21 protein-coding genes are annotated in these 23,675 nt (G+C 69.1%); 9 read left to right on the forward strand and 12 right to left on the reverse strand.

What is annotated here, in order from left to right; translation table 11 throughout:
* Entirely contained in the window at positions 1-1,617 is a 1,617-nt protein-coding gene (locus ACQY9P_RS12435) for an alpha-L-fucosidase (RefSeq protein WP_421738954.1), read from the reverse strand.
* A gap of 11 nt (positions 1,618-1,628) precedes the next feature.
* Positions 1,629-3,602, reverse strand: a complete 1,974-nt coding sequence (locus ACQY9P_RS12440) for a glycoside hydrolase family 97 protein (RefSeq protein WP_421738953.1) — start codon at positions 3,600-3,602, stop codon at positions 1,629-1,631.
* A 160-nt stretch (positions 3,603-3,762) separates the two neighbouring features.
* On the opposite strand from ACQY9P_RS12440, the gene ACQY9P_RS12445 reads away from it, so the two are divergent.
* Both ACQY9P_RS12445 and ACQY9P_RS12450 read left to right on the forward strand, forming a co-directional pair.
* Entirely contained in the window at positions 3,763-6,228 is a 2,466-nt protein-coding gene (locus ACQY9P_RS12445) for a glycoside hydrolase family 3 protein (RefSeq protein ID WP_421738952.1), read from the forward strand.
* Between the two features lie 143 nt (positions 6,229-6,371).
* The gene (locus tag ACQY9P_RS12450; RefSeq protein WP_421738951.1) at positions 6,372-8,294 is read left to right on the forward strand and encodes a sialate O-acetylesterase; all 1,923 of its coding nucleotides are present in this window, start codon (positions 6,372-6,374) and stop codon (positions 8,292-8,294) included.
* A 165-nt stretch (positions 8,295-8,459) separates the two neighbouring features.
* Here ACQY9P_RS12450 and ACQY9P_RS12455 read toward each other — a convergent pair whose 3' ends face one another.
* Genes ACQY9P_RS12455 through fucP form a run of 3 tightly spaced genes read right to left on the reverse strand, consistent with a single transcriptional unit; the run spans position 8,460 to position 11,349 of the window.
* A complete protein-coding gene (locus ACQY9P_RS12455; RefSeq protein WP_421738950.1) occupies positions 8,460-9,224 on the reverse strand; it encodes an IclR family transcriptional regulator in 765 nt (254 codons plus the stop codon).
* A 6-nt stretch (positions 9,225-9,230) separates the two neighbouring features.
* Positions 9,231-10,055: an amidohydrolase family protein gene (locus ACQY9P_RS12460; protein ID WP_421738949.1), complete on the reverse strand. Its 825-nt coding sequence runs from the start codon at positions 10,053-10,055 to the stop codon at positions 9,231-9,233.
* 4 nt (positions 10,056-10,059) lie between these two features.
* A complete protein-coding gene (gene fucP / locus ACQY9P_RS12465) occupies positions 10,060-11,349 on the reverse strand; it encodes an L-fucose:H+ symporter permease (protein WP_421738948.1) in 1,290 nt (429 codons plus the stop codon).
* Between the two features lie 107 nt (positions 11,350-11,456).
* Here fucP and ACQY9P_RS12470 point away from each other — a divergent pair, with 107 nt between their 5' ends.
* Together ACQY9P_RS12470 and ACQY9P_RS12475 are read left to right on the forward strand one after the other, a co-directional pair.
* Positions 11,457-11,810 carry an L-rhamnose mutarotase gene (locus tag ACQY9P_RS12470; protein WP_421738947.1) on the forward strand — a complete coding sequence of 118 codons (354 nt, stop codon included), beginning with the start codon at positions 11,457-11,459 and terminating at the stop codon, positions 11,808-11,810.
* Positions 11,811-11,887: 77 nt separating this feature from the next.
* Positions 11,888-12,052, forward strand: coding sequence for a hypothetical protein (locus tag ACQY9P_RS12475; RefSeq protein WP_421738946.1), 165 nt, complete (start codon positions 11,888-11,890; stop codon positions 12,050-12,052).
* Here the strand turns inward: ACQY9P_RS12475 and ACQY9P_RS12480 are convergent.
* The 3 genes from ACQY9P_RS12480 to ACQY9P_RS12490 all read right to left on the reverse strand — a co-directional run bounded on the left by ACQY9P_RS12480 (position 12,033) and on the right by ACQY9P_RS12490 (position 13,705).
* The gene (locus tag ACQY9P_RS12480; RefSeq protein ID WP_421738945.1) at positions 12,033-12,482 is read right to left on the reverse strand and encodes a MarR family winged helix-turn-helix transcriptional regulator; all 450 of its coding nucleotides are present in this window, start codon (positions 12,480-12,482) and stop codon (positions 12,033-12,035) included. The two genes, ACQY9P_RS12475 and ACQY9P_RS12480, sit on opposite strands and share 20 nt — an antisense overlap.
* A complete protein-coding gene (locus ACQY9P_RS12485; RefSeq protein ID WP_421738944.1) occupies positions 12,479-12,895 on the reverse strand; it encodes an organic hydroperoxide resistance protein in 417 nt (138 codons plus the stop codon). The genes ACQY9P_RS12480 and ACQY9P_RS12485 overlap by 4 nt, the downstream gene beginning before the upstream one ends.
* A 99-nt stretch (positions 12,896-12,994) precedes the next feature.
* Positions 12,995-13,705 (reverse strand): DnaJ domain-containing protein, encoded by a 711-nt coding sequence (locus ACQY9P_RS12490; RefSeq protein ID WP_421738943.1) that lies wholly within the window; start codon positions 13,703-13,705, stop codon positions 12,995-12,997.
* Positions 13,706-13,799: 94 nt separating this feature from the next.
* Between ACQY9P_RS12490 and pdxH the strand changes: the two genes are divergently transcribed.
* Positions 13,800-14,465: a pyridoxamine 5'-phosphate oxidase gene (gene pdxH, locus ACQY9P_RS12495; protein ID WP_421738942.1), complete on the forward strand. Its 666-nt coding sequence runs from the start codon at positions 13,800-13,802 to the stop codon at positions 14,463-14,465.
* Position 14,466: 1 nt separating this feature from the next.
* Here the strand turns inward: pdxH and ACQY9P_RS12500 are convergent, their stop codons facing one another.
* A complete protein-coding gene (locus ACQY9P_RS12500) occupies positions 14,467-15,087 on the reverse strand; it encodes a TetR/AcrR family transcriptional regulator (RefSeq protein ID WP_421738941.1) in 621 nt (206 codons plus the stop codon).
* 141 nt (positions 15,088-15,228) lie between these two features.
* Between ACQY9P_RS12500 and ACQY9P_RS12505 the strand changes: the two genes are divergently transcribed.
* Complete coding sequence (locus ACQY9P_RS12505; RefSeq protein WP_421738940.1) at positions 15,229-16,728, forward strand: AAA family ATPase; 1,500 nt, start codon at positions 15,229-15,231, stop codon at positions 16,726-16,728.
* Between the two features lie 9 nt (positions 16,729-16,737).
* A complete protein-coding gene (locus tag ACQY9P_RS12510; protein WP_421738939.1) occupies positions 16,738-17,163 on the forward strand; it encodes a TonB family protein in 426 nt (141 codons plus the stop codon).
* Between the two features lie 52 nt (positions 17,164-17,215).
* Here ACQY9P_RS12510 and ACQY9P_RS12515 read toward each other — a convergent pair whose 3' ends face one another.
* A complete protein-coding gene (locus ACQY9P_RS12515) occupies positions 17,216-18,982 on the reverse strand; it encodes an ATP-binding protein (protein WP_421738938.1) in 1,767 nt (588 codons plus the stop codon).
* A gap of 235 nt (positions 18,983-19,217) precedes the next feature.
* Here ACQY9P_RS12515 and ACQY9P_RS12520 point away from each other — a divergent pair, with 235 nt between their 5' ends.
* The gene (locus ACQY9P_RS12520) at positions 19,218-22,094 is read left to right on the forward strand and encodes a long-chain-fatty-acid--CoA ligase (RefSeq protein ID WP_421738937.1); all 2,877 of its coding nucleotides are present in this window, start codon (positions 19,218-19,220) and stop codon (positions 22,092-22,094) included.
* Positions 22,095-22,098: 4 nt separating this feature from the next.
* On the opposite strand, the gene ACQY9P_RS12525 is transcribed toward ACQY9P_RS12520, so the two are convergent.
* On the reverse strand, positions 22,099-22,989 hold the full coding sequence (locus ACQY9P_RS12525; protein ID WP_421738936.1) for an MBL fold metallo-hydrolase: 891 nt from the start codon (positions 22,987-22,989) through the stop codon (positions 22,099-22,101).
* Between the two features lie 61 nt (positions 22,990-23,050).
* Between ACQY9P_RS12525 and ACQY9P_RS12530 the strand changes: the two genes are divergently transcribed.
* Positions 23,051-23,200, forward strand: a complete 150-nt coding sequence (locus ACQY9P_RS12530) for a hypothetical protein (RefSeq protein ID WP_421738935.1) — start codon at positions 23,051-23,053, stop codon at positions 23,198-23,200.
* A gap of 6 nt (positions 23,201-23,206) precedes the next feature.
* Here ACQY9P_RS12530 and ACQY9P_RS12535 read toward each other — a convergent pair whose 3' ends face one another.
* Complete coding sequence (locus ACQY9P_RS12535) at positions 23,207-23,617, reverse strand: TIGR01244 family sulfur transferase (RefSeq protein WP_421738934.1); 411 nt, start codon at positions 23,615-23,617, stop codon at positions 23,207-23,209.
* Positions 23,618-23,675 lie beyond the last annotated feature (58 nt).

The raw sequence follows: 23,675 nt of genomic DNA on the forward strand, positions 1-23,675 counted from the left end.
CTAGACCAGCCCGGGCCCGCTGATCTTCAGCACGGGGGTGAAGGCTGGCCGTCGCTGCGGCAGGTCCACCCGCAGGCCCGAAGCGTCGCGCGTGAAGGGGAGCGGATCACCGCCGCCCAGAAGCTCCACCCGCCGCACCTCTCCGGCGCTGGTGGGGCCGGCGGCGGCCAGGCTTTCGATCACCAGCGGTCCCTCGGGCCAGGCCATCGGCAGGGCGTGGAGCGCGCCGGCCTTGGTCGTGAAGCGGATGTCGGCCGCCTCGAACGGCTTGGCGCCGCCTTCGTTCTGCATGCCTTCGACCAACTTGGTGGGGCCTTCGCCGAACACCCGCCAAGGCCGCGTGGCATAGATCGCCTCGCCATTGACGGCGATCCAGCCGGCCATGTCGGCCAGCACCTTTTCCTCGCGGTCGTCGATCGAGCCGTCGCCGCGCTGGGGGATCGACAGCAGCAGGCAGCCGTTCTTGCTGACCACGTCGATCAGCCGCTGGATTACGTCCTGGCCGGTCTTGTAGCCGTCGCGTTCGTACAGCGGGCGGTCATAGTGCCAGTTGCCGATGCAGGTGTCGGTCTGCCACGGCTCGGGGCGCAGGCGGTCGGAAAAGCCGCGTTCGACATCCTCGACAATGCCGCGCCTTTGCAGGGGCGACAGCTTCTTGCCGGTCACCACCACGTCGGTCGCGCCGCTCTGCCCGACCGCCTGGTTGTAATAGTGCGCCGTCGCCGACAGCCCGGCCCAGCCCAGCGGCAGGGTGTAGTTGTCGAAATAGACGAGGTCGGGCCTGTAGCGGTCGACCAGATCGTTCTGACGCAGCAGCCAGTTGCGGACGAAGGCCGGGTTCATGGCCGGCGGCTTCTCGTCCCAGTCGCCGTCGTGCTGGTCGTGCCAGGCGCTGGCGGCCTTGGCGTCGGTGAAGCCGTCGGGGATGACGATGTTGCGGCCGGTATAGAGGTCCTGCGGATCCAGGCCCTGCCACCACTGGCCCTTGCCGTCGGCCTTGCTGCGGCGGAAGGCGTCGTAGCGCTGGCCCTGCCTGGCGCCTTCAGCGTCATAGCCATAGGCCGTCTGCCACCAGTGCCAGGCGTGGGCCGAATGGTTGGAGACCCCGAACTTCAGGCCGTGGGCCCGCGCCACCTTGGCCCAGGTCCCGACGATGTCGCGCCGGGGGCCCACCCGCGTGGTGTTCCAGGCGTGGTGGCGGCTGTCGAACATGTCGAGATTGTCGTGATGGTTGGCCATCGACATGAAGTATTTCGCGCCGGCCCGGACATAGGTCTTCATCAGGGCGTCGGGGTCCCAGGCCTCTGCCTTCCAGCGCGGGATGAAGTCCATGAAGCCGAACGTCGTCGGATGGCCCCAGGTCTTCAGGTGGTGCTCATAGACGGGGTTGCCCTGCACATACATCTGCCGGCCGTACCAGTCGCCGAACTCGGGCACGCATTGCGGACCCCAGTGCGACCAGATGCCCAGCTTGGCGTCACGGAACCAGTCGGGCGTTTGATAACCGCCGGCCAGCGACTCCCAGCTGGGCTGGAAAGGGCCCCTGGCGGCCGCCAGAGTCGGGGTGGCGGCGAGGCCGGCTGCGGCGCCCAGGACGCCGCGACGGGTGAAGACCATGGGGCGAACTCCTACCGGGCCGGGGTCAGCCGAATGACGCCGCCGCCGCTGGGGGCCAGGGTCAGCGACAGGGTGTCCCTGGCGGTGACGTGTTTGGCCGAGGCGACCAGCGCCGTGGGCTCGCGTCCGTCCTGGCGGATGTCGGCGTTGAAGGCGCCGCCGCTCAGGAAGCCCAGCGGGACCTTCACCGACCGACCGGTCTCGTTGGTCATCGCGCCCACATACCAGTCGGCGCCCTTGCGGCGGGCCATGACGATGGACTGACCGATCTGGCCCGACAGCACGCGGGTCTCGTCCCAACTGGTCGGTACGGCGCTGATGAAGTCCAGCCCCGCCGGCGAGGCGGCATAGGTCACCGGGCTGTCGGAAACCATGCTCAGCGGACTGTCGAACACCACATACATGGCCAGGGCCTGGCCGCGCGTGGTCTTCACCGTCGGCAGGACGAACTGGCTCTTGAAGTCTCCGGGCGCCACGTTGCGGAAGCCGCCGGGCGTGTAGTCCATCGGCCCCAGCAGCATGCGGGTGAAGGGCAGGGTGACATTGTGGGTGGCGGTGATCCGGCCGCTCCACTTGTTGTATTCCGCGCCCAGCACGCCTTCCTGGGTGATGAAGTTGGGATAGGTGCGCACCAGGCCGGTCGGGCGATAGGCGCCGTGCAGGTCGACCATCAGATGATGCTGGGCCGCCTTGCCCAGCAGGCGGTGGTAATAGTCGACGATGGCCTGGTCGTCGCGGTCCATGAAGTCGACCTTGATCCCCTTGATGCCCCATTTTTCATAGGCGGCCAGGGCCTCGTCCATCTGGGCGTCCAGCGCCTTCCAGTGGACCCAGACCATGATCCCGACGCCCTTGTCGCGGCCGTGGGCGACGAGGGCGGGGATGTCGATCTGCGGGATCTGGCGGGTGACATCCGTGCCGGGCAGCACGACGGGCGCCTGGCCCGAGCCGACATACCAGCCGTCGTCGATCAGCATGTATTCTAGCTTGTTGGCGGCGGCGAAGTCGATGAAGCCCTTCATCGTGGCGGTGTTCATGCCCGGCTTGTCGACGCCGGCCACGATCGAGCCGTTCCACCAGTCCCACGCCGCCTTGCCCGGCTTGATCCAGGACGTGTCCGTCAGGGCCGTTGGCGGGTTCAGGCTGGTCATCAGGTTGGACGAGACCAGGTCGCCGGGGGTGTCGCCGACCATGATCACGCGCCAGGACGAGACGGTGTCGGTCCCGATCCGGGTGTGGACCGCCACCGCGCCATCCTCCAGGCGCGGCGACAGTTTGGCTTTCAGGCCCAGCCCACCGTCGCCCCGGCCGGTCAGGTAGAGGCCAGCATAGTTCTTCAGGTCGGCCTCGGCGAGGGCGAAGGTCGCGCCGTCCGGCGTCTGGCAGACGACCGGCAGTTCCAGCAGGTTGTGCTCGCGGAAGCTGCTGGCCTGAACCGGATCGTACTCGCCTTCGTGCGAGGAGCCGAACTTGCCCAGGTTCAACGCCCAGCAGCGGTCGTCCCCGGCGAAGTTGAAGCCGGTTTCCTCGTTGCGGATGACCACCCCGGCCAGGGCCGGCTGGTCGGGCAGCACATAGCGGAACGCCGCGCCGTCATCATAGACGCGGAACACCACCTTCAGCCTGCGGCCGTCGGCGCCGGCCTCCGCGAAGTCGATGGTGAGCTCGTTATAGCGCTCGCGGACGGTGCGGGTCTTGCCGACCACCAGGTCATAGGTCTGGTCGACGCTGGCCTGGGTCGAGCCGGCGATGGTCAGGCCGCGCGACAGCAGACCGCCCTTGTCGAGCAACAGGCCCAGCGGGGAGGGGACGAGAAGCGCCCGGCCCTTGCGGGAGACCGCGTAACGGGCCTGACCATCGGTGTCCGAGATGGTGACCGTCAGGGACTTGTCGGGCGAGGCGAGGATTCGCTCGGCCGCCTTGGCGGACCCCGCCATGGCCGTGATGAGCGCGCCGGCCATCAGCGCGCGCCTGAAATTCCGCATCGAATCCTCCCTGACCACCGTTATCTCGGTATTTGTCACATAATTAGACTGGGCATGGCCCGCCGTCGAGCTTTAGGATACCGGTACCATCACGACGGCGCGGTGCGTCGAAGGCAAGAACACGTCGGCGCGACGCGCTGAAAAAAAGAGAAGCGGGAGCATGAACACCAGGACCCTTTCGGTCGCCCTGATGGCGACGACCCTCCTGACCGGCGTGGCGATGGCTCAGCCCCTGGTCGCCTCCAGCGGCAAGGCCACCGCCCACCCGGCCGCCTGGCCCGCGGCCAAGAGCCAGGGCCTGGTCGACGCCCAGACCGAAGCCTTCGTCGACGGCCTGCTGGCCAGGATGACGCTGGAGGAAAAGGTCGGTCAGATGATCCAGGCCGACACCGCCTCGATCAAGCCGGAAGACCTCAAGACCTATCCGCTGGGCTCGATCCTGGCGGGCGGCAGCTCGCCGCCGCTGGGCGCGCCCGACCGTTCGCCCAAGGAGCCCTGGGTCGCCACCGTACGGGCCTTCCGCGAGGCCGCCGCCACGCGCGGCGGGACCAACATCCCGCTGATGTTCGGCATCGACGCCGTGCACGGCAACGGCAATGTCGTGGGCGCGACCCTGTTCCCGCACAACAGCGCCCTGGGCGCGACCCGGGATCCCGAGCTGATCCGCCGGATCGGCGCCGCCACGGGTCAAGAGACAGCGGTGTCAGGATTCGACTGGGCCTTTGGTCCGACCCTCACCGTGCCCCGCGACGACCGCTGGGGCCGCACCTATGAGGGCTATTCCGAAGACCCCGAGATCGTCCGCCAATATGCCGGCCAGATGATCCTGGGCCTGCAGGGCGCGGTCAGCGAGGGCCAGGTGCTGCAAAAGGGCCACGTCGCGGCCAGCGCCAAGCACTTCCTGGGCGACGGCGGTACGCAGGATGGCCACGACCAGGGCGATACGCGGGTCAGCGAGGCCGACCTCGTGCGCCTGCACGCCCCGGGCTACGTGCCGGCCATCAATGCCGGGACGATGACCATCATGGCCTCGTTCAACAGCTGGAACGGCGTCAAGATGCACGGCAACCAGAGCCTGCTGACCGACGTGCTGAAGGGCAAGATGGGCTTTGACGGCTTCGTCATCGGCGACTGGAACGGCCATGGCCAGGTGGCCGGCTGCGTCCCGACCAACTGCCCCCAGGCCGCCAATGCGGGCCTGGACATGTATATGGCCCCCGACAGCTGGAAGGGTCTGTTCGACAACATGCTCGCCCAGGTCAAGGCGGGCCAGATCCCGCAGGCCCGCGTCGACGACGCCGTGCGCCGCATCCTGCGGGTCAAGGCCAAGCTGGGTCTCTTCAAGACCGCCCGGCCATGGGAAGACCGCGACGGCGTGCTGGGCAACGCCGAGCACCGCGCCCTGGCCCGCGAGGCGGTGCGCAAGTCGCTGGTGCTGCTGAAGAACAACGGCGTGCTGCCGATCAAGAGCTCGGCCAATGTGCTGGTCGCCGGCTCGGGCGCCGACGACATCGGCCGCCAGTCGGGCGGCTGGACCCTGTCGTGGCAGGGCACCGACAACAAGAACTCAGACTTCCCCAATGCCCAGTCGATCTGGTCGGGCCTCAAGGACGCGGTCGAGGCCGGCGGCGGCAAGGCTTCGCTCAATGTCGACGGCAAGTTCGACAAGAAGCCCGACGTCGCCATCGTGGTGTTCGGCGAGACCCCCTATGCCGAGGGCGTCGGCGACCTGAAGACCCTGGAATACCAGGCCGGCGACAAGACCGACCTGGCCCTGCTCAAGCGTCTGAAGGCGGCCGGCGTGCCGGTGGTGGCGGTGTTCCTGACCGGCCGGCCCCTGTGGGTGAACCCCGAGCTCAACGCGTCGGACGCCTTCGTCAACGCCTGGCTGCCGGGCTCGGAAGGCGGCGGGATCGCCGACGTGATCATCGGCGACAAGGCGGGCAAGCCACGCAACGATTTCCACGGCAAGCTGTCGTTCAGCTGGCCCAGGAGCGCGACCCAGACCTCGCTTAATCGCGGCGACAAGACCTATGACCCGCTGTTCGCCTATGGTTTCGGCCTGACCTATCGCGACCACGTCCGGCTGCCCAAGCTGTCGGAAGTCTCGGGCGTGACGGTGGCTTCGCTCAACACCGGCAACTACTTCGTGGCCGGCAAGACACCCGCGCCGTTCGGCTTCCGCCTGCTGCCGACCACCGCCGTGCAGATCCGCCCCGTGGACGCCGCCGGCGTGCAGGAGGCTGGACGCCAGATCGTCTTCGCCGGCGGCGTTGCGGCCACCGCGGCCCTGGTCGGCGACAAGCCGATCGACCTGTCGTTCCAGACCAATGCCGAGATGGGCCTGCTGATCGACTATCGCCTGGACGCCAGGGCCTCGGCCCCGGTCAGCCTGTCGCTGGGCGGCGGCAAGCTGGACCTCACGCCGGTGCTGGGCGCGGCGACCGTGGGCGAATGGACGAGCCTGAAGGTGCCCCTCAAGTGCTTCGCGGCGGCGGGCGCCGACGTGACCCAGGTGGTCGAGCCGTTCGCGCTGGCGACCAGCGGGGCGATGACGATCTCGCTGCAGGGCGTCAAGCTGACCACCGATCCGGCCGGGGCGGTCTGTCCGGCGAAACTTCAATAACAGCCACAATAGCTTGTCATCCCGGCCGCAGCGAAGCGGAGCGCCGGGACCCAGGGGAAACCGCACTGCGCCGGCCCCTGGGTCCCGGATAGCCTCTGCGAGGCTTCCGGGATGACAAGGATAGAGATGTCTTGGGAAGCCCAATGAAACGCCTGCTTCTGACCGCGGCCTTCGCCGCCCTGGCCACGGCCGCCGCGGCGGGGCCCTTGCTGGCCCCGGTCTTCACCGACCACGCGGTTTTGCAGCGCGGCCAGCCGATCCGCGTTTGGGGCGTGGCCCAGCCCAACGCGGCCGTCGCCGTGGACCTGTCCGGCGCGACCGCCTCGGTCAACGCCGACGCCCAGGGCCGCTGGTCCGCGTCGCTGCCGGCCCGCGAGCCGGGCGCGCCGCTGAGCCTGACGGTGCGCGCCGGGGCCGACGCCCAGACTCTCACCGACCTGCTGGTGGGCGATGTCTGGCTGTGCTCGGGCCAGTCGAACATGGAGCTGCCGGTCCGCCGGGCCATGGGCGGTGAGTCCGAGGTCGCGGCCGCGGCCGATCCGAACATCCGCCTGCTGCAGACCGGTCGCGTCAGCCTGCCGGCCCCGACCTCGACCTTGCCCCGGGAGGCCGTCTGGCAGGTCGCCAGCCCCGCGACGGCCAGCAATTTCAGCGCCGCCTGTTTCTTCATGGGGCGCGACATCAAGAAGACCACCGGCGTTCCCGTCGGGCTGATCGACGCCACCTGGGGCGGCTCGGTGATCCAGGACTGGATCAGCCGCGAGGGCCTGACCGCGCTGAAGACCTATGACGAAGGCCTGTCGGTGCTGTCCGACTACGCCCGTTCGCCGCAGGCCGGCATGGCCCGGTGGGGCGCGATGCTGGACGCGTGGGCGGCGCGCGTGGAGCCGCACGCCAAGGCCTGGGCCCGCCCCGACTTCGACGATCGCGCCTGGGCGACCCTGCCGGCCGAGGCCTTCTGGGAAACCGCTCCGGGCCTGGCCACCTTCGACGGCACGATCTGGCTGCGGGCCGAGATCACCCTCACCGCCCAGCAGGCCGCTCAGGGCGCGACCCTGTCGCTGGGCCCGGTCGATGACATCGACACCACCTTCGTCAACGGCAAGCCGGTCGGGTCGTCCGAGGGCTGGAACGCCCCGCGCGACTATCGCCTGCCCAAGGGCGCGCTGAAGGCCGGCCGCAATGTGGTGGCGGTTCGCGCCATCGACACCGGCGGCGGCGGCGGCGCCTGGGGCCCGGCGGCGCAGAAGGGACTGAAGCTGGACGATGGATCCTTCGTCCCGCTGGGTTCGAGCTGGCGGTACAGGATTTCGACCACCCTGGCGGCCACCGGCCTGCCGCCGCACGCCCCTTGGCTGGGCGCCAGCGGTCTTTCCACCCTGCACAACGGCATGATCGCCCCGCTGGCGCCCTACGGCCTGAAGGGGATGGCCTGGTACCAGGGCGAGGCCAATGTCACCGAGGCGGCCGAATATGCCCGCCTGATGCCGGCCCTTATCGCAGACTGGCGGCGTGCGTTCGCGGCTCCGGACCTGCCGTTCCTTATGGTGCAACTGGCCAGCTTCGGGGCCTACAAGTCCGCCCCCGCCGAGTCCGGCTGGGCCGCCCTGCGCGATGTCCAGCGCCGCACGACGGCGGCCGATCCCAGGGTCGGCATGGCCAGCGCTGTCGACATCGGCGACATCTACGACATCCACCCCACCAACAAGCAGCAGGTCGGCGCGCGCCTGGCCCTGCTGGCCCGCAAGCTGGCCTATGGCGAAGCGAGCCTGAACGCCGCCGGCCCCGCGCCGCTGTCGGCCCGTCGCGACGGCGAGGCGGTGGTGGTGACCTTCGACCAGCCGCTGACGGTGTTCGGCGGCGCGCGGCCTCTGGGCTTCGAGCTGTGCGACGCCGCGGTCTGCCGCTTCGTCGAGGGCGCGGTCGACGGCGCGACCACGCGGCTGGCGACGCCCGCCGGCCTGACGCCGACCCGGGTCCGCTTCGCCTGGGCCGAGAGCCCGATCCTCAACCTCTATGGCGTCAACCGCCTGCCGGCGACGCCGTTCGAACTGAAGGTGGATTAGAGCGCATTTGGCTCACATCAAAGCGACCACCCCATGCCTCCGTCTTCCCGGCGAAGGCCGGGACCCAGATTCATCCGGAGCGTCTCGTGGGTTTCATCTGGGCCCCGGCCTTCGCCGGGGAGACGGGAAATTTGGATGCGCGATTCAATCCGAACCAAATCCGCTCTACGCGGCGCCTAGCTCCACCGAGATCTCCCGGGCCGTGGCCTGGATGGCGGCGACGGTGTCGGCCATCGGGATGGCGGCGGGGGTCTCGACATACGGACTGGTCAGGGCGGCCGCGACGCCTTCGGGACCCATGACCGGGGCCGACAGGTCGGTGATCAGGCGGGTCACGGCGCTGACGGCGCTGACATGGCCCTGGGCGCGGGCGGCCTTGGCGCGGGCCTCGAAGTCGTTCCAGCGCTCGGCGCCGGCCAGGGGCTTGAGGCGCTGGCGCCATTCGGTACGGATCGCTTCGGGCTGAAAGGCGTACAGCACCAGGCCCGAGGTCGCCTCGACCAGCGGCCGGCGATAGCCCACACGGACCGAGAAGCCCAGGTCGCCCGGCGCCTCGACGCGGGCCACCACCACCATCTGGTCGTCGCTGGCCACGGCCATGTGCACCGACTGGCCGATGGCGAACGACAGCTGGCGCATGCGGGGCAGGGCCGCTTCCAGCAGGTCCTTGGCCGGGGCTCGGGTCATGCCCAGGGCGAACAGCTTGTTGGTCAGGACCAGGCCGTCGCCCTTGGGGGCGGGGCCGACATAGCCCCGGAACTCCAGCACCTGGACCATGCGGAACAGTTCGCTGACCGAGCGGTCAAGGGCGGTGGAGATCTGCGACAGGGTCAGGGGCGTGCGATGGGCGGCCAGCAGCTCGAGCACGTCCAGGCCCTTTTCAAGGGCTGGCGCGCGGTATTTGCGGTCGTTGTCTTCAAGCTCGGGCATGGTTGTTCATAGACGATAAAATCGCCGCGCCGTCTCGCCGAACAAGGCGGCCAGATCGTCGGGCTGGGTGAGTCCGCCGAGGCGGCGGGAGAGGTCGAGCCAACCGGCATAGTCGCCGGCCAGGTTCAGCACCGGCCAGTCGCTGCCCCACATCAGGCGCTGGGGACCGAACACCTCGACCAGATGGGCCACATAGGGCGCCATCGCCTGGGCGGAGGGCTCGGGGCCGGCTTCGGTCAGCAGGCCCGACAGTTTGCAGAAGACGTTGGGCTGGGCCGCCAGGGCGTTGATCCCGGCGCGCCAGGGCTCCAGACGGCCGGCGGCGATGTCCGGCTTGGCGCCGTGGTCGATGACGATCGGCAGGTCGGGCCAGCGGCGGGCGAAGGTCAGCAGGTGCGGCAGGTGGCGGGGAAGGACCAGCGCGTCGAAGGTCAGGTCGTGGGCGACCATCGCGGCGATGGCGGGCTCGAGCGCGGGCGCGAGGATCCAGGCGTCGTCGTCCAGGGTCTGCAGCATCGGGCGCAGGCCGCGCAGCTTGGGCCGTCGGGCGAGGTCGGCGATCCGGACCGGTGCGTCGGGCGCGGCAAGGTCGCTCCAGCCGACCACGGCCAGAACCAGGGGCTCGGTGGCCGCCAGGTCCAGCAGCCACGCGGTGTCACGGTCGCTGGGCTGGGACTGCACCAGCACGCCGCCGCTCAGGCCCACCGGAGCGCCGGCGGCCTTGAGGTCTTCCAGCCCGAAGTCGCGGTGGATCGCCGCCAGGTCCTGGGTCGGCCAGGCGCAGTCGTTCCGGCCGATCCGCCAGACGTGCAGGTGGGCGTCGATCAGCATGTTGCTAGTGTCCGACCGACGCGGGGCGGGCGGGCGTGGCCTTGCCGGTCGACAGGGCGTACAGGCCGACCACGGCGAAGCAGACGGCCGGCGCGATCATCGCCATTCGCATTGACGACAGGTGCGAGATCCAGCCGATCAGCGGCGTCATCACCGCCCCGCCGATGATGGCCATGACCACGAAGGACGAGCCGGTCTTGGTCAGCGGCCCCAGGTCCTTCACGGCCGTGGCGAAGATGGTCGGGAACATGATCGACATGAAGAAGCTGGTGGCCGCCAGGGCGTAGAGGCCGGTCATTCCGCCGACGGTCACGCCGACGCCGACCAGCAGCACGTTGATCGCGGCGTAGCCGGCCATCAGGCGCGCGGCGGGGATCACGCCCATCAGGGCCGCGCCGATGAACCGGCCGGCGAACAGCGCCCACAGGGAAGCGATCAGCACGGCGGCGGCGGTCTTTTCACCCATGCCCGGAACCTCGGCCTGGGCGTAGCGGATCATGTAGCTCCACACCCCCACCTGGGCCCCGACATAGAAGAACTGCGCCGCGACCCCGAACACGAAGCGCGGACGGGCCAGCAGCCTGGGAAAATCGTCCAGCACCGAGCCCTCGTTGGCGTCGGCCGGCGGACGATTGGCCTGGGCGGGGAAGCGGACCAGCGCCACGGTGACGGCCAGCAGCAGCACCACGGCGGCCAGCGCCAGATAGGGCGCCTGCACCGCATGGGCCTCGGCGTCGCGGAAGCGCTCCAGGGCGGCCGGGCTCATGGCCGCCAGGTCGGCGGCGGTGGGTTCATGGCCCGACAGGATGAACTCCCGCCCGATGAAGATGCCGGTGATCGAGCCGGCTGGATTGAAGGCCTGCGCGAAGTTCAGCCGTTGCTCCGCCTTCGCGGGATCGCCCAGCACGGTCATCAGCGGATTGGCGGAGGTTTCCAGAAAGGCCAGGCCGCTGGCGATCACGAACAGGGCCGCCAGGAACCACGCATAGTCCCGCGCCTGGGCGGCGGGATAGAACAGCAACGCGCCGACTCCATACAGGATCAGCCCCAGCACCACGGCGCTCTTGTAGCCGAACCGCCGCATCACCATCCCCGCCGGCAGGGCCAGCGCGAAATAGCCCATGTAGAAGGCCGACTGCACCAGGCCTGACTGCCAGTCATTGAGGGTGAAGGTCTTCTTGAACTGCGGGATCAGGATGTCGTTGAGATTGTTGGCCACGCCCCACAGGAAGAAGAGAGCGGTGATCAGGATCAGCGGCGCGAGCGCTGTCCTGGGTCTTGGGCCGCTTTCCATGACTGTTCCCTCGCCGGGTCCGTTGGCCGGACGCCTTTTCTCTGGCGGCAGCCCATCATATGTGAATTTTGTCGTCAAATATGAAAGTTGTTGAGGGGCAGATCGGGATGTCGACACGCCGCCTGTGTTACGCGCTGGACCTGCGTGACGATCCGCGGGCGATCGCGGCCTATCGCCTTTGGCACGCGCCGGGCGGTCCGCCGGCGGCGGTCAACGCCGCGATCCGCGCGGCCGGGATCCAGGCGCTGGAGATCTATCTGACCGGCGACCGGCTGTTCATGATCATGGAGGTCGGCGAGGACTATTCGCCGGAGGCCAAGGCGGCGGCCGACGCGGCCAATCCCGAGGTCCAGGCCTGGGAGGCTCTGATGTGGAGCTTCCAGAAAGCCCTGCCGTGGGCGGCGCCGGGCGAGAAGTGGGTCGCTTGCGAGCGGATCTACGCGTTGGCGGAGCAACCGTGAAGAAAGCTTGGTTAGCGCGGCGTTAACCAGCAACGACCTGGCGGCGCCCGACATTTGCATGTCGAAGGAGCCGCATCGTGAGCGAGCATGAACGCCAGGAATGGTCCGGCCTGTGGGAGGCGGTGTTCGGCGAACCGCCGCCCATCGCGGCCGACGCCGCCCTGACCGCGCGGGTTCTGATCAGGCACCTGCCGCCGATCCTGCCCTACGAGCCCCGGGTTCCTAAGCGGCCACGGTCTTGAGTTTCTCGCGCAGACTGGTCAGCTCGTCGAGCGGCAGGCCGACCTGGCAGAATATCCGTTCGGGGATCGACAGCGCCTGCTCGCGCAGGGCCAGGCCCTTGTCGGTCAGGGCCACCACCACCCGGCGCTCGTCCTTGGGGTCGCGGCTGCGATCGATCAGGCCGCCGGCCTCGAGCCGCTTGAGCAGGGGCGTCAGGGTGCTGGAGTCGAGGTCCAGCGCGTCGCCCATCGCGCCCACGGTGCGCGGGCTCTGCTCCCACAGCACCAGCATGGCCAGGTATTGCGGATAGGTCAGGCCCAGCGCGTCGAGCAGCGGCCGATAGAGCCGCGTCATGCGCTGGGCGGCTCCATACAGGGCAAAGCACAGCTGCCGGTCGAGGCGGAGAACCTCGACCGGAGCCTGGACGGATATGTCCTTGGACTGGCTCATTTGGCCTTTACGGTCAGGGTGACGTCGATGTTGCCGCGCGTGGCGTTCGAATAGGGACAGACCTGGTGCGCCGTCGCAACCAGGGCTTCGGCGTCGGCTTGCGACAGGCCCTCGGTTTCGACCTCGAGGGTCACTTCCAGCTTGAAGCCGACCTCCTGCGGCAGCAGGCCGACCACGCCGGTGACCTGCGAGCCGGTCAGGGGAATCTTCTGCTTGCCGGCCACGAAGGCCATCGCGCTCTGGAAGCAGGCGGCATAGCCGGCCGCGAACAGCTGCTCGGGATTGGAGCCGGTTTCCTTGCCGCCCAGGGCCTTGGGCATCGACAGTTGCAGGTCCAGCAGGCCGTCGTCGCTGCGGACATGGCCTTCGCGGCCGCCGACAACGGTGGCGCGGGCTTCGTAAAGGGTGGTCATCGGGGTCGCTCCATTGCGAAAGAATGATGTAAGCGATTTAATCGCGTACGATATAATTTCAAGAGCGAGCGGTGAATTTTAATCGCGCGCGATCGGCTTTTAAGCCGCCCAGGCCGCCGCGAAGCGCTTGAGCAGGGATCGCGCGGCGCTCTCGACGCCCGAGCTGACGGCCTCCAGGCGCAGGAACAGGTCGCCGGCCGCGTGGGGCCCGCGCGCGGGCAGGCCCTGGCCGGGCAGGCGGACCAGGCCGCGCGAGGCGGCCTTGGTCGAGATCCAGGCCAGGCGCGGGCCCAGGGCGGTGTCGACCTCGACCCGGCCGCCCTCGGCCAGGACGCGCTTGTCGACCTTGCCGGTCAGCCACAGGTCGTCGCCCCGGACCATCGCCTCGCGCGCGCCCTTGTGGCGGACCAGGAAGGTGACGCCGTCGACCCGCACCTTGTCGTCGACGCGCAGGCCGGCGGGCAGTTTCAGGCGCAGCTGGCGGCCGTCGATGGCCATGTCCATCGACCCGCCGTTAACCGCCGTGGCGACGTCCAGCTCCAGGATCGCCTGTTTTACGGGGGTCTCGGCTGGCGTGGCGCAGGCCGGCGGGAAATGGATTTCGCGCGGCGGCGGCTGGTCCTGCAGCAGGCGGTAGGCCGCCAGCACGTCGCGGAACAGGGCCGCGTCGCCACCGGGACGATCGGGGTGGGCGCGCTTGGCCGCCTCGCGATAGGCGGCGCGCAGCTCGCGCTCGCCGGCGCCGGGCGCCACGCCCAGCAGGGCGCGGGCGGCCGAAAGGGTCAGGAAGGAGGCGGGCCGGGCGGACATCGCGCCGACCCTGCCGCGTCTTGGTCAACGGGGCGTTAAGTTAAGACTTTCAGAGGCGGTGGTCGCCGGGCGCGCATCGGCCTATATCCCCTTCATGACCGACAAGACCCTGATCCCCGCCTCGCCCAGCGAGGATGACTATGTCCGCCAGGTGACCCAGGCCGAGCCCCTGCCGCTGTTGCCGGAAAACGACCCGTTCGCGCTGTTCGGCGAATGGCTGGCCGAGGCCGGCAAGAAGGAGCCGAATGATCCCAACGCGGTGACCGTCTCGACGGTCGACGCCGACGGCATGCCGGACTCGCGCATGGTGCTGCTGAAGGATTTCGATATCCGGGGCTTTGTCTTCTACACCAACACCCAGAGCGCCAAGGGCGTGGAGCTGAACGCCCACCCCAAGGCCGCGCTGCTGTTCCACTGGAAGTCCCTGCGTCGCCAGGTGCGGATCCGGGGCATGGTCGAGCCGGTCAGCGAGGCCGAGGCCGACGCCTATTTCGCCAGCCGGGCCCGCCACAGCCAGCTGGGCGCCTGGGCCAGCGACCAGTCGCGGCCTCTGCCCGATCGCCTGGCCCTGGAAAAACGGGTCGCCGAGATGGGCCTGAAGTTCGGCCTCTCCAAGGTGCCGCGCCCGCCGCACTGGTCGGGCTATCGCGTCGTTCCCCAGGTGATCGAGTTCTGGCGCGACCGGCCGTTCCGCCTGCATGAACGTCTGGTCTATGACCGCGTCGCCGAGGGCTGGACGACCAAGCGGCTGTTTCCGTAGGTCACTTGGCGCCGTAGCGCGCCAGGAAGGTCTCGACCGCGTCGTCGCAGATGTGGGGCAGGGACCTGCGGGGCAGGGCCTCGTCGCCGGCCGCTATGCCCAGCACCAGGGTGACGTGATCGAGCATGCCCAACAGCTGGCCCGCCGCCCACGAGGATTTCTCGACCTTGAGCTCGCCGCTCGCGACCAGGTCATTGATCACCGAGATCGCGGCGCCGCCCAGTTCGTCGCGCGCGCTCTGCAGGAAATGTTCGGCCACCTCCTCGAACCGGCGCCGCTCGGCGGTCACCAGCCGGAAGATGGCGCGGCTGACGGGGCGGGTGAAGAAGGCCGCATAGGCGTTGGCGAAGGACAGAAGCCGCGTCCGGGCGTCACCCTTGATGCGGACGCTCTCGCGAACCGGCGCGGTGATGTCTCGCACGGTTTCGAGAATCACCACCTTAAACAGCTCGGCCTTGCTGGGAAAATAGGCGTACAGGGTGGCCGTCGAAACGCTCGCCGCCCTGGCCACCACTTCCATGCCCGTATCGCTGTATCCCGTACGCAGGAACAGTGCTCGCGCGGCGTTGAGGATCTCAAGTCGCTTGTGTTCGGCCCTCTTGAGGCCGGCGCCCATCAGCATTTCAAAACTCTATGCTTCACTGAGCTGCAAGTTAATCGGGTATTCACCATCGGCGCAAGTCATGGGCGAGGACGTCGGAGCGATATTCGGATATGGGACCACCACGCGGCCCCAGAGGCGCGGTGAAATGGGATTTTGGGCGTGATCAAGGACGCGGAAGCCGCGCGCGAGCAGGAAGTGGCGGGCTGGTTCGGCCAGAGGGCCGAGAACACCATCGAGACCTCCTGCGCCAGGGTGTTCCTGCTGGGCGACGCCGCCTTCAAGGTCAAGCGTCCCGTCGATTTCGGCTTTCTCGATTATTCGACGCTGGAGCTGCGGCGCTGGGCGCTGGAGCGCGAGCTGGCCTTCAATCGCGCCGCCGCGGCCGACATCTATCGCGCCGTTCGCCGGCTGACCCGCACCGCCTCGGGCGGCCTCGAGATCGACGGCGACGGCGAGACGATCGAATACGCGCTGGAGATGCGCCGGTTCGACGAGCAGGGCGTGCTGGCCACCCAGCCCTGGGCCATTGACGACGCTCTGGAAGACGCCCTGGGCCGCACCGTGGCGCGGTTCCATGCCGGGGCCACCCTGCGGCCGCAGGGCGGCGGGGTGAACGCCCTGGGCTACACCATCCGCTCCAACGCCAACCTGCTGCGCGGCCTGGCCCCGCGCCTGGGGTCACTGGCGGTCGAACGCCTGATCGCCGAGACCGACCTGGCGCTGGAACGCCTGGGCCCCTTGCTGGACGGCCGGGCGACCGAGGGCTTCGCCCGCCACTGTCATGGCGACCTGCACCTGGGCAACATCCTGATCGAGGATCGCAAGCCGATCCTGTTCGACTGCATCGAGTTCAACGACACCCTGTCGGACATCGACATCCAGTACGACCTGGCCTTCCTGCTGATGGACCTGGATTTCCGCCGTCGTCGCGACGCGGCCGGCCGGGTGTTGAACGCCTATCTCGACGAGGCCGCGCGGTCGTTCGGCGACGGCCTGTGGAGCGGCCTGGCCGCCCTGCCGCTGATGCTCAGCGTGCGCGCCGCCGTCCGCACCCACGTCTGGGCCTATACCGGCGACGACGAGGCGGCGCGGGCCTATCTGGCCACCGCGCTGGAGCACCTGGCGCCGCGTCCGGTCAGTCTGGTGGCGACCGGCGGTCTGTCGGGGTCTGGCAAGTCGACCTTCGCCCGTGTGTGCGCGCCCGGCCTGGGCTCGGCGCCCGGGGCGGTGGTGTTGCGCACCGACGAGATCCGCAAGCGCCTGTGGGGCGTGCCGTCGCTGCAGCGCCTGCCGCGCGAGGCCTATACGCCGGAGATGAGCGTGCGGGTCTATGACCAGCTGTTCAACGACGCCGCCCTGGCCCTGAACGCCCGCCGCTCGGTGGTGCTGGACGCCGTGTTCATGAAACCCGAGGAGCGCGCCCGCGCCGAGGCCCTGGCCCGGAGCTGCGACGTCGCCTTCCAGGGCGTCTGGCTGGAAGCGCCGCCCGAAGTGCTGCGCGCCCGTGTCGCCGCCCGCGTCAACGACGCCTCGGACGCCGACGTCGCCGTGCTGGAAACCCAGTTGGCCCGCGAAACCGGCGACATCGCCTGGCGGCGGGTCGACACGGTCAGCGCCTTCGAGGACGAGGCGCGGGCTCTGGCGGAAACGATGGGCTAGGAGGGCGGCATGATCGGGGTGAGGCTTGGCCTGGTTGTCGCGATCGCCGGGATTTTGACGTGCGGGACCGCAGCGTCGGCGCAAGGCGCCGATTCATCGGAAATCCGTTGGGTCAGGAAGCCGGTCTGGTCGCGTCTGCCCACGGACGACGAGATATTGGGCGCCTATCCCTATCGAACCTCCAAACTCATCGCGGGCGGGAGCGCGATTATCGTCTGCAAGGTCACCGATGAGGGCGCGCTGGAGCCCTGCCTGGTGCGATCCGAAGATCCGCCCCTCTACGGCTTTGGCCGCTCGGCCCTGGCCGTCGCCAAGTTCATGCAGATGGCCCCGCGAGGCTCCGACGGTCAGCCGACGGCCGGCGCCTATGTCGCCGTCCCGATCATGTTCCGACTGCCCCCCGAAATGACCCCGCCTGAAGCCACGCCGCGATAAGGCTCACGTCGACTGTCGGCTCCGAGCCTTGAGGGCGCCGCGCGCCCTCTTTTCAAGCCGCGTCGTGCAGCGCGTCCGAATCCGCCGCGTTCGGGCTGACCGCGCGGGCGATGGCGGTGATCAGGGCGGCCGGCTTGACCGGCTTGCCCAGATGGTCGGTGAAGCCCAAGTCGAGGAAGCGTTCGCGATCGCCGGCCATGGTCGAGGCGGTCAGGGCGATGACCGGCAGGCCGGGGTTTCCGGCCGCGCCCGACCGGATGGCCTGCAGCGCGGTGATGCCGTCCATCACCGGTATGTTGATGTCCATCAGCACGCAATCGAAGCTGCTGTCGACCATGGCGTCCAGCGCCGCCTGGCCGTTGTCGACCACGGTCAGGGACAGGCCTGTGGCCTCCAGCATGGCCTGGACCACCAACTGGTTGATCCTGTTGTCCTCGGCCATCAGCACACGGATCGAGGCCAGGCCGTCGCTGTCGTCGTTCTCCGTGAGCGGAGCCGCCTGACCCGCCTGGGCGACCGGAGCCTGGATGCTGAAGACAAAGCAGGCCCCGTGATCGGAGGGCGCCAGCGTCAGGTCGCCGCCCATCTGACGGGCCAGGGCGCGGGAAATGGTCAGGCCCAGGCCCGCGCCGCCGTGGCGGCGCGACACCGTGTCGTCGGCCTGGGTGAAGCTTTCAAAGACCCGGTCGATCGCCTCGGGCGGCACGCCGGGACCGGTGTCGCGCACGGCGAAGACGATCTCGTGGCGACCCGCGGACGTGGGACGGCCCGAGACCTCGAGCCGGACCCCGCCTTCCGTCGCGAACTTCAGCGCGTTCGAGACGAGGTTCATCAGCACCTGGCGCACGCGCAGGACGTCGCTCTCGATCCAGGCGGGCACGTCCGGTTCGACATGAACCGACAGGTCCAGGTTCTTGACCACGGCCACGTCGCGCCAGGCGTCGATGACCTCGGTGGCGGTCTCGCGCAGATTGAAGGGCTCGGGGATCAGCTCAACCTTGCCGGCCTCGATCCGTGACAGGTCGAGAACGTCATTGAGCAGTTGCATCAGGTTGTCGCCCGACTTGATCATCAGCCGGATCTGCTCGCGCTGGGTCTCGTTGAGGTCGGAGCGCGACAGGGCGTGGGCCATGCCCAGCAGGCCGTTCATCGGCGTGCGCAGCTCGTGGCTGGTGACGGCGATGAAGGTGGACTTGGCGCGGGTGGCTTCCAGGGCGCGTTCGCGCTCCTCGCGCAGGCCGTGGGTCAGTTCGTCCAGGCGGCGGGCGGCGGCGCGGTTGGAGATCATCGTGTTGATGGTGGTCAGGGTCACCAGCAGAAGGGCGGCGCGGGCGGTGTCGGGGCCGATACCGTGCGCGTCGAAGAAGAAGAACGGAAAGATCACCAGGCTGGCCAGGGGCGCGACGGAACTGATCGTGACCAGCGCCCAGGGCTGATGGCGATAGTTCTGCGCGAAAACGATCTGTCCCACCCAGATGCCCACGGCGGCCAGCTTCAGATCGTAGGTCGGCGACAGCCACAGCATCGCCGCCAGCCAGCCCCAGACGATGTTGATCGGCAGGGCGCCCAGAACGAAGGCGGCGCGCAGGCCAGGCGTGGCGTGGACGCCGGGCCTGAAGCGGCGGGTGGCCAGGCGGGCCAGGCCCTCGCAGGCCATCAGGGCCATCAGCCAGCCCAGCGCCACTCGCCATTCTAGGGCGCGCCCGACGATCACCGCCACCACCGCGGCCGAGACCACGCGCGACGGCAGCAGGCGATGGGTGTCCATCGCCACCTCATCCAGCCGTTCGTCGGCCCAGGGGGATTGCAGCCAGCGCAAGGAATCGTCCTGATCAGGCCGGAGGGTGGCCGAGCCGGGACGATAACCCGATAAGGCAAACCGGGCTTTGATGCGGCCTGCGACGGATCAGCGCGGGCGCGAGCCCGGGTCCATCGCACAACCTCACGCCGTCAAACGGAGCGGCGAAGGTTCGCTCTTCGCGCGCGCCGCGTTGCGCGGGCCGTCCGGCGCCGATAGCCTTGGGCCAATAATGAGAAACGGGAGAGCCAGGTCGATGCAGGGGTTGATGCAGCACGGGGCGTTGACGGTCGACAAGATCATCGACCATGCCGCCCAGTGGCACGGTCGTCGTGAAGTCGTCACCCGCTCGGTCGAGGGGCCGATCGTGCGCACCACCTACGCGCAGATCCGCGACCGGGCCAAGCGGGTGTCCAACGCCCTGCTGTCGCTGGGGATCAAGCCGGGCGACCGCGTCGCGACCCTGGCCTGGAACACCGGCCGCCACATGGAGGCCTGGTACGGCATCATGGGCATCGGCGCGGTGTGCCACACCCTGAACCCGCGCCTCTTCCCGGATCAGATCGCCTGGATCGCCGACCACGCGGGCGACCGCGTGCTGTTCACCGACCTGACCTTCCTGCCGATCGTCGCCCAGATCCTGCCCAAGGTTCCCAGCATCGAGCATGTCGTCATCTTCACCGACGGTGAGCACATGACGGCCTTCGAACCGGCCGGCGAGGCCCCCAATTTCAAGGGCGCCCACTGTTTCGAGACCCTGATCGACAGCCACGGCGCCGACTGCGCCTGGGGCGGCTTCGACGAGGGCACGGCGGCGGGGCTCTGCTACACCTCGGGCACGACGGGCGATCCCAAGGGGGTGATGTATTCGCACCGCTCCAACTTCCTGCACACCCTGATCACCCTGCAGCCCGACGTGATGGGCCTGTCGCAGCGCGACGTGATCCTGCCGGTGGTGCCGATGTTCCACGCCAACGCCTGGGGCGTGGCGTTCTCGGCTCCGGGCACGGGCGCCAAGATGGTGATGCCGGGCGCGAAGATGGACGGCGCCTCGATCTATGAGCTGCTGGAGACCGAGGGCGTCACCTTTTCGGCCGCCGTGCCCACCGTGTGGCAGATGCTGCTGCAGCACCTGCGCGACCATGACCTGAAGTTGCCGGTGCTGAAAAAGGTGGTGATCGGCGGGGCGGCCTGTCCCGAGCACATCATCCGCGCCTTCCAGGACGACTATGACGTCGAGGTGGTCCACGCCTGGGGCATGACCGAGACCTCGCCGGTCGGCACCCTGTCGGTGATGACCGACGAGCTGGTCGCGCTGCCTTACGACGAGCAGATGGCCTACCGGCTCAAGCAGGGCCGCCCGCCGCTGGGCGTCGAGCTGAAGCTGACCGATGACGCCGGCCAGCGCCTGCCGCACGACGGCAAGAGCTTCGGCAACCTGAAGATCAAGGGGCCGACCATCGCCGGTGAGTATTTCCGCGGCGCGGGCGGCAAGATCCTCGACGACGAGGACTTCTTCGACACCGGCGACGTGGCCACCATCGACGACCACGGCTTCATGCAGATCACCGACCGCGCCAAGGATGTGGTCAAGTCCGGCGGCGAGTGGATCAGCACCATCGACATCGAGAACATCGCCATGGGCCATCCCAAGGCGGCCCTGGCGGCGGTGGTCGGCGTGCCCCATCCCAAGTGGGACGAGCGGCCGATCCTGCTGGTCAAGCTCAAGGAGGGCGAGACCGCCACCAAGGAAGAGTTCCTCGACTTCCTGCAGGGCAAGATCGCCAAGTGGTGGATGCCCGACGACGTGCTGTTCGTCGATGACATCCCGCTGGGCGCCACCGGCAAGATCGACAAGAAGCTGATCCGTTCGCGGCTCAAGGACTATGTGCTGCCCACGATCGCGGCCGCGCCCGTGCTGGCCGCCGCCGATGGCGGGCAGGCCGCCAAGATCTACGCGCCGGAGCCGGTCGAGGCGGCCCCGGAGGTCGAGGCTGTTCTCACCGTTTCGGAGCCCGAGCCCCAGCCTGAGGTCAAGGCCGAGCCCGAGCCCCAGCCCGAGCCGAGATCCGAATCCGGCCTGGTCGAGGCGCTGATCCAGTCCGCCAAGGCCGAAGCCGAAGCGGGCCATGCCCCCGAGCCGGAGGTCGTCCAGGTTCTCGCGGCCCCGCCGCTGCCCGACCCCGAAATTCTGGACGACCCGCCGCTGAGGCTGCGCGAGCCCGAGGCCGATCCCTTCGCGGCGTCGACGCCGGCGGCCGCGCCGGTCGCCTCGACCGCCGAGGACCTGCCGTTCGCCATGCCGTTGACGCCTCGTCAGCGCAGGAGCGCGACGCGCGCCTCGGGCGGCGACAAGCCCGCGCCCGGCTGGGCGTCGCTGTTCCTCGACGTGGCCCTGGTCATCGCCCTGGCGCCGGCCCTGCTGGTGGCGGCGGGCGCGGTGGGGGTGAAATACGGCCTGATCGACCTGTCGCTGGGCTACGGCCTGATGGCCCAGCAATGGGCGCCCAAGGTGGCGCTGCTGAGCGTGGCGACCAGCGTTCTGGGTCTGATCATCGGTCTGATCGCCGGCTTCGGCGGGCTCTGGAAGCGGGTGCTGCTGACCCTGCTGATCACCATCGCCACCATCGGCGGCATGATCGGCGTCAAGGCCATGGGCGCGGGGGCGCCTCCGATCCATGACGTCTCCACCGACTGGCGCACCCCGCTGGGCTTCTCCGACGCCACCCTGGCCGCGCGCGGCGGTTCCGCCCAGGCGGTCGAGGACGACCCCAGCCTGCCGGTCGGCTCATCGGCCTTCGCCGGGCGCCGCGTGGCCGACGTCAACGCCGAGACCTGTCCGGCGGCCCGACCGCTGGTGCTGGAACGCGCGCCGGCCGACGCCTATGAGGCCGCCAAAGCGGCGGTGCTGGCCTCCGGGCTGACCCTGATCACCGACGATCCGATGGACGGGCGGCTGGAGGCCACGGGCAAGAGCTACTGGTACGGCCTGGTCGATGATCTGGTGGTGCGGGTTCGTCCCGACACGGCCGGGGCGCGGGTGGACATGCGCTCGATCGGTCGCGATCCCGGGCCGGACAGGGGGCGCAATTGCCGCCGCATCGAAGGTCTGATCACGGCGATGCGGCAGTAGGACTTCACGCCAAGCGGTAGTCGGCGTCCAGGTCGGCTTCGCCGGCCGTGACGACGCGGCCCTCGCGCACCAGTTGCCGCATGTGGGACAGCACCGACATGGCGGCGGCCGGGTGCAGGCGCGGATCAACGGCGGCGTACAGCTCGGGCACCATCGCCTTGATCCGCGTGTGGCCCCGCGCCAGCGCGGCCAGGATCTGGGCCTCGCGCTCGCGGCGGTGGGCGATATAGGCGTCGATGAACGGCGCCACCTCGCGCACCGGCGCGCCATGGGTCGGCCACAGGGTCTGGAACCCTCGCGCCCTGACCTTTTCCAGGCTGGCGAAATAGTCGCCCATGTCGCCGTCGGGCGGGGTGATGACCGTGGTCGACCAGCCCATGATGTGGTCGCCCGCGAACAGGGCGTTTTCTTCCTTCAGGGCGAAACAGACGTGGTTTGAGGTGTGGCCGGGTGTGGTCACCGCCTCCAGCGTCCAGCCCGGACCCGAGAAGACGTCTCCGTCGGCGATCTCGACATCGGGCTGGAAGCGTCCGTCGGCGCCTTCCTCCAGGCCGGCATGGGCTTCGCCATGATCGACCGGCGCGGCGCGGCCGTAGATCGTCGCGCCGGTGGCCGCCGCCAGCGGGCGGGCGAGGGGAGAGTGGTCCAGGTGATGGTGCGTCACCAGGATGTGGCTCACCGTCTCGCCCTCCAGCGCCGCCAGCAGGGCGTCCAGGTGCTCGGGCAGGTCCGGGCCCGGATCGATCACCGCCACCTGGCCCGAGCCGATGATGTAGACCCCCGTCCCCGTGAAGGTGAACGGCCCCGGATTGCGGGCGATCACCCGCCGGATCAGCGGCGAGACCTGATCACAGCGGCCGTACTCGAACTGGATCTCGCGAACATAGGGGATCATCGCTGTCTCTCCGGCGCCGGTCTTGCGGTTAAGCCCTCGGTAACCTTGTGGAGGACGGGCCATGGTGGCTGACGCGGCGATTTTTGTATCAAAACGGCTCCAGCGCGCCGCCTTCGCCATCCTGTGTCTCGTCATGGCCCAGTTCGTTCTCGCCAGTTGCGAGGCCGAGCCGTCGCCGATGGCGGCGCGGGTTTCCCTGGACGGTCGCTAGGGTCCTTTAGCCGGGCAGTACGCCCGAAAGATCATAGCCCGCCGCGGCGCCCTGGTTCACCAGGGTCTCGCGATCGGCCGCGCCGGAGATCGCCTGACCGATCGACCAGGTGACGATCGAGCGCGTGCCCGAGCGACAGAAGGCCAGCACCGGGCCCTTGGCGACCTCGATGGCGATGCGCACGGCGTCCACCTGGTCCGGCCCCGGTCCGCCCCGCACCGGAACATGCACATAGTCCAGTCCCGCGGCCCGGGCCGCGGCCTCGATCGTGGCGCTTGAAGGCTGGGTGGGATCCTCGCCATCGGGGCGATTGTTGATCACCAGAACGAATCCCTCGGCCGCGGCCCGGGCCATGTCGGCCTCGGTCACCTGCGGGCTGACGGAGAGGGTGTCGGTGACGCGTCGGAAGTCGCTCATGGATACTCGCGGAATTGTCTGGCCAAACCCGCCGCCGAAGGGCGACGCGGAGACCATA

The organism is Caulobacter sp., assembly GCF_965279145.1.
Taxonomy (GTDB): domain Bacteria; phylum Pseudomonadota; class Alphaproteobacteria; order Caulobacterales; family Caulobacteraceae; genus Caulobacter.

What these genes read in the sequence shown, in the direction of transcription:
- ACQY9P_RS12435 (WP_421738954.1), bottom strand. Translation starts at nt 1,617, where the DNA reads ATGGTCTTCACCCGTCGCGGCGTCCTGGGCGCCGCAGCCGGCCTCGCC.
- ACQY9P_RS12440 (WP_421738953.1), bottom strand. Translation starts at nt 3,602, where the DNA reads ATGCGGAATTTCAGGCGCGCGCTGATGGCCGGCGCGCTCATCACGGCC.
- ACQY9P_RS12445 (WP_421738952.1), top strand. Translation starts at nt 3,763, where the DNA reads ATGAACACCAGGACCCTTTCGGTCGCCCTGATGGCGACGACCCTCCTG.
- ACQY9P_RS12450 (WP_421738951.1), top strand. Translation starts at nt 6,372, where the DNA reads ATGAAACGCCTGCTTCTGACCGCGGCCTTCGCCGCCCTGGCCACGGCC.
- ACQY9P_RS12455 (WP_421738950.1), bottom strand. Translation starts at nt 9,224, where the DNA reads ATGCCCGAGCTTGAAGACAACGACCGCAAATACCGCGCGCCAGCCCTT.
- ACQY9P_RS12460 (WP_421738949.1), bottom strand. Translation starts at nt 10,055, where the DNA reads ATGCTGATCGACGCCCACCTGCACGTCTGGCGGATCGGCCGGAACGAC.
- fucP (WP_421738948.1), bottom strand. Translation starts at nt 11,349, where the DNA reads ATGGAAAGCGGCCCAAGACCCAGGACAGCGCTCGCGCCGCTGATCCTG.
- ACQY9P_RS12470 (WP_421738947.1), top strand. Translation starts at nt 11,457, where the DNA reads ATGTCGACACGCCGCCTGTGTTACGCGCTGGACCTGCGTGACGATCCG.
- ACQY9P_RS12480 (WP_421738945.1), bottom strand. Translation starts at nt 12,482, where the DNA reads ATGAGCCAGTCCAAGGACATATCCGTCCAGGCTCCGGTCGAGGTTCTC.
- ACQY9P_RS12485 (WP_421738944.1), bottom strand. Translation starts at nt 12,895, where the DNA reads ATGACCACCCTTTACGAAGCCCGCGCCACCGTTGTCGGCGGCCGCGAA.
- ACQY9P_RS12490 (WP_421738943.1), bottom strand. Translation starts at nt 13,705, where the DNA reads ATGTCCGCCCGGCCCGCCTCCTTCCTGACCCTTTCGGCCGCCCGCGCC.
- pdxH (WP_421738942.1), top strand. Translation starts at nt 13,800, where the DNA reads ATGACCGACAAGACCCTGATCCCCGCCTCGCCCAGCGAGGATGACTAT.
- ACQY9P_RS12500 (WP_421738941.1), bottom strand. Translation starts at nt 15,087, where the DNA reads ATGCTGATGGGCGCCGGCCTCAAGAGGGCCGAACACAAGCGACTTGAG.
- ACQY9P_RS12510 (WP_421738939.1), top strand. Translation starts at nt 16,738, where the DNA reads ATGATCGGGGTGAGGCTTGGCCTGGTTGTCGCGATCGCCGGGATTTTG.
- ACQY9P_RS12520 (WP_421738937.1), top strand. Translation starts at nt 19,218, where the DNA reads ATGCAGGGGTTGATGCAGCACGGGGCGTTGACGGTCGACAAGATCATC.
- ACQY9P_RS12525 (WP_421738936.1), bottom strand. Translation starts at nt 22,989, where the DNA reads ATGATCCCCTATGTTCGCGAGATCCAGTTCGAGTACGGCCGCTGTGAT.
- ACQY9P_RS12530 (WP_421738935.1), top strand. Translation starts at nt 23,051, where the DNA reads ATGGTGGCTGACGCGGCGATTTTTGTATCAAAACGGCTCCAGCGCGCC.
- ACQY9P_RS12535 (WP_421738934.1), bottom strand. Translation starts at nt 23,617, where the DNA reads ATGAGCGACTTCCGACGCGTCACCGACACCCTCTCCGTCAGCCCGCAG.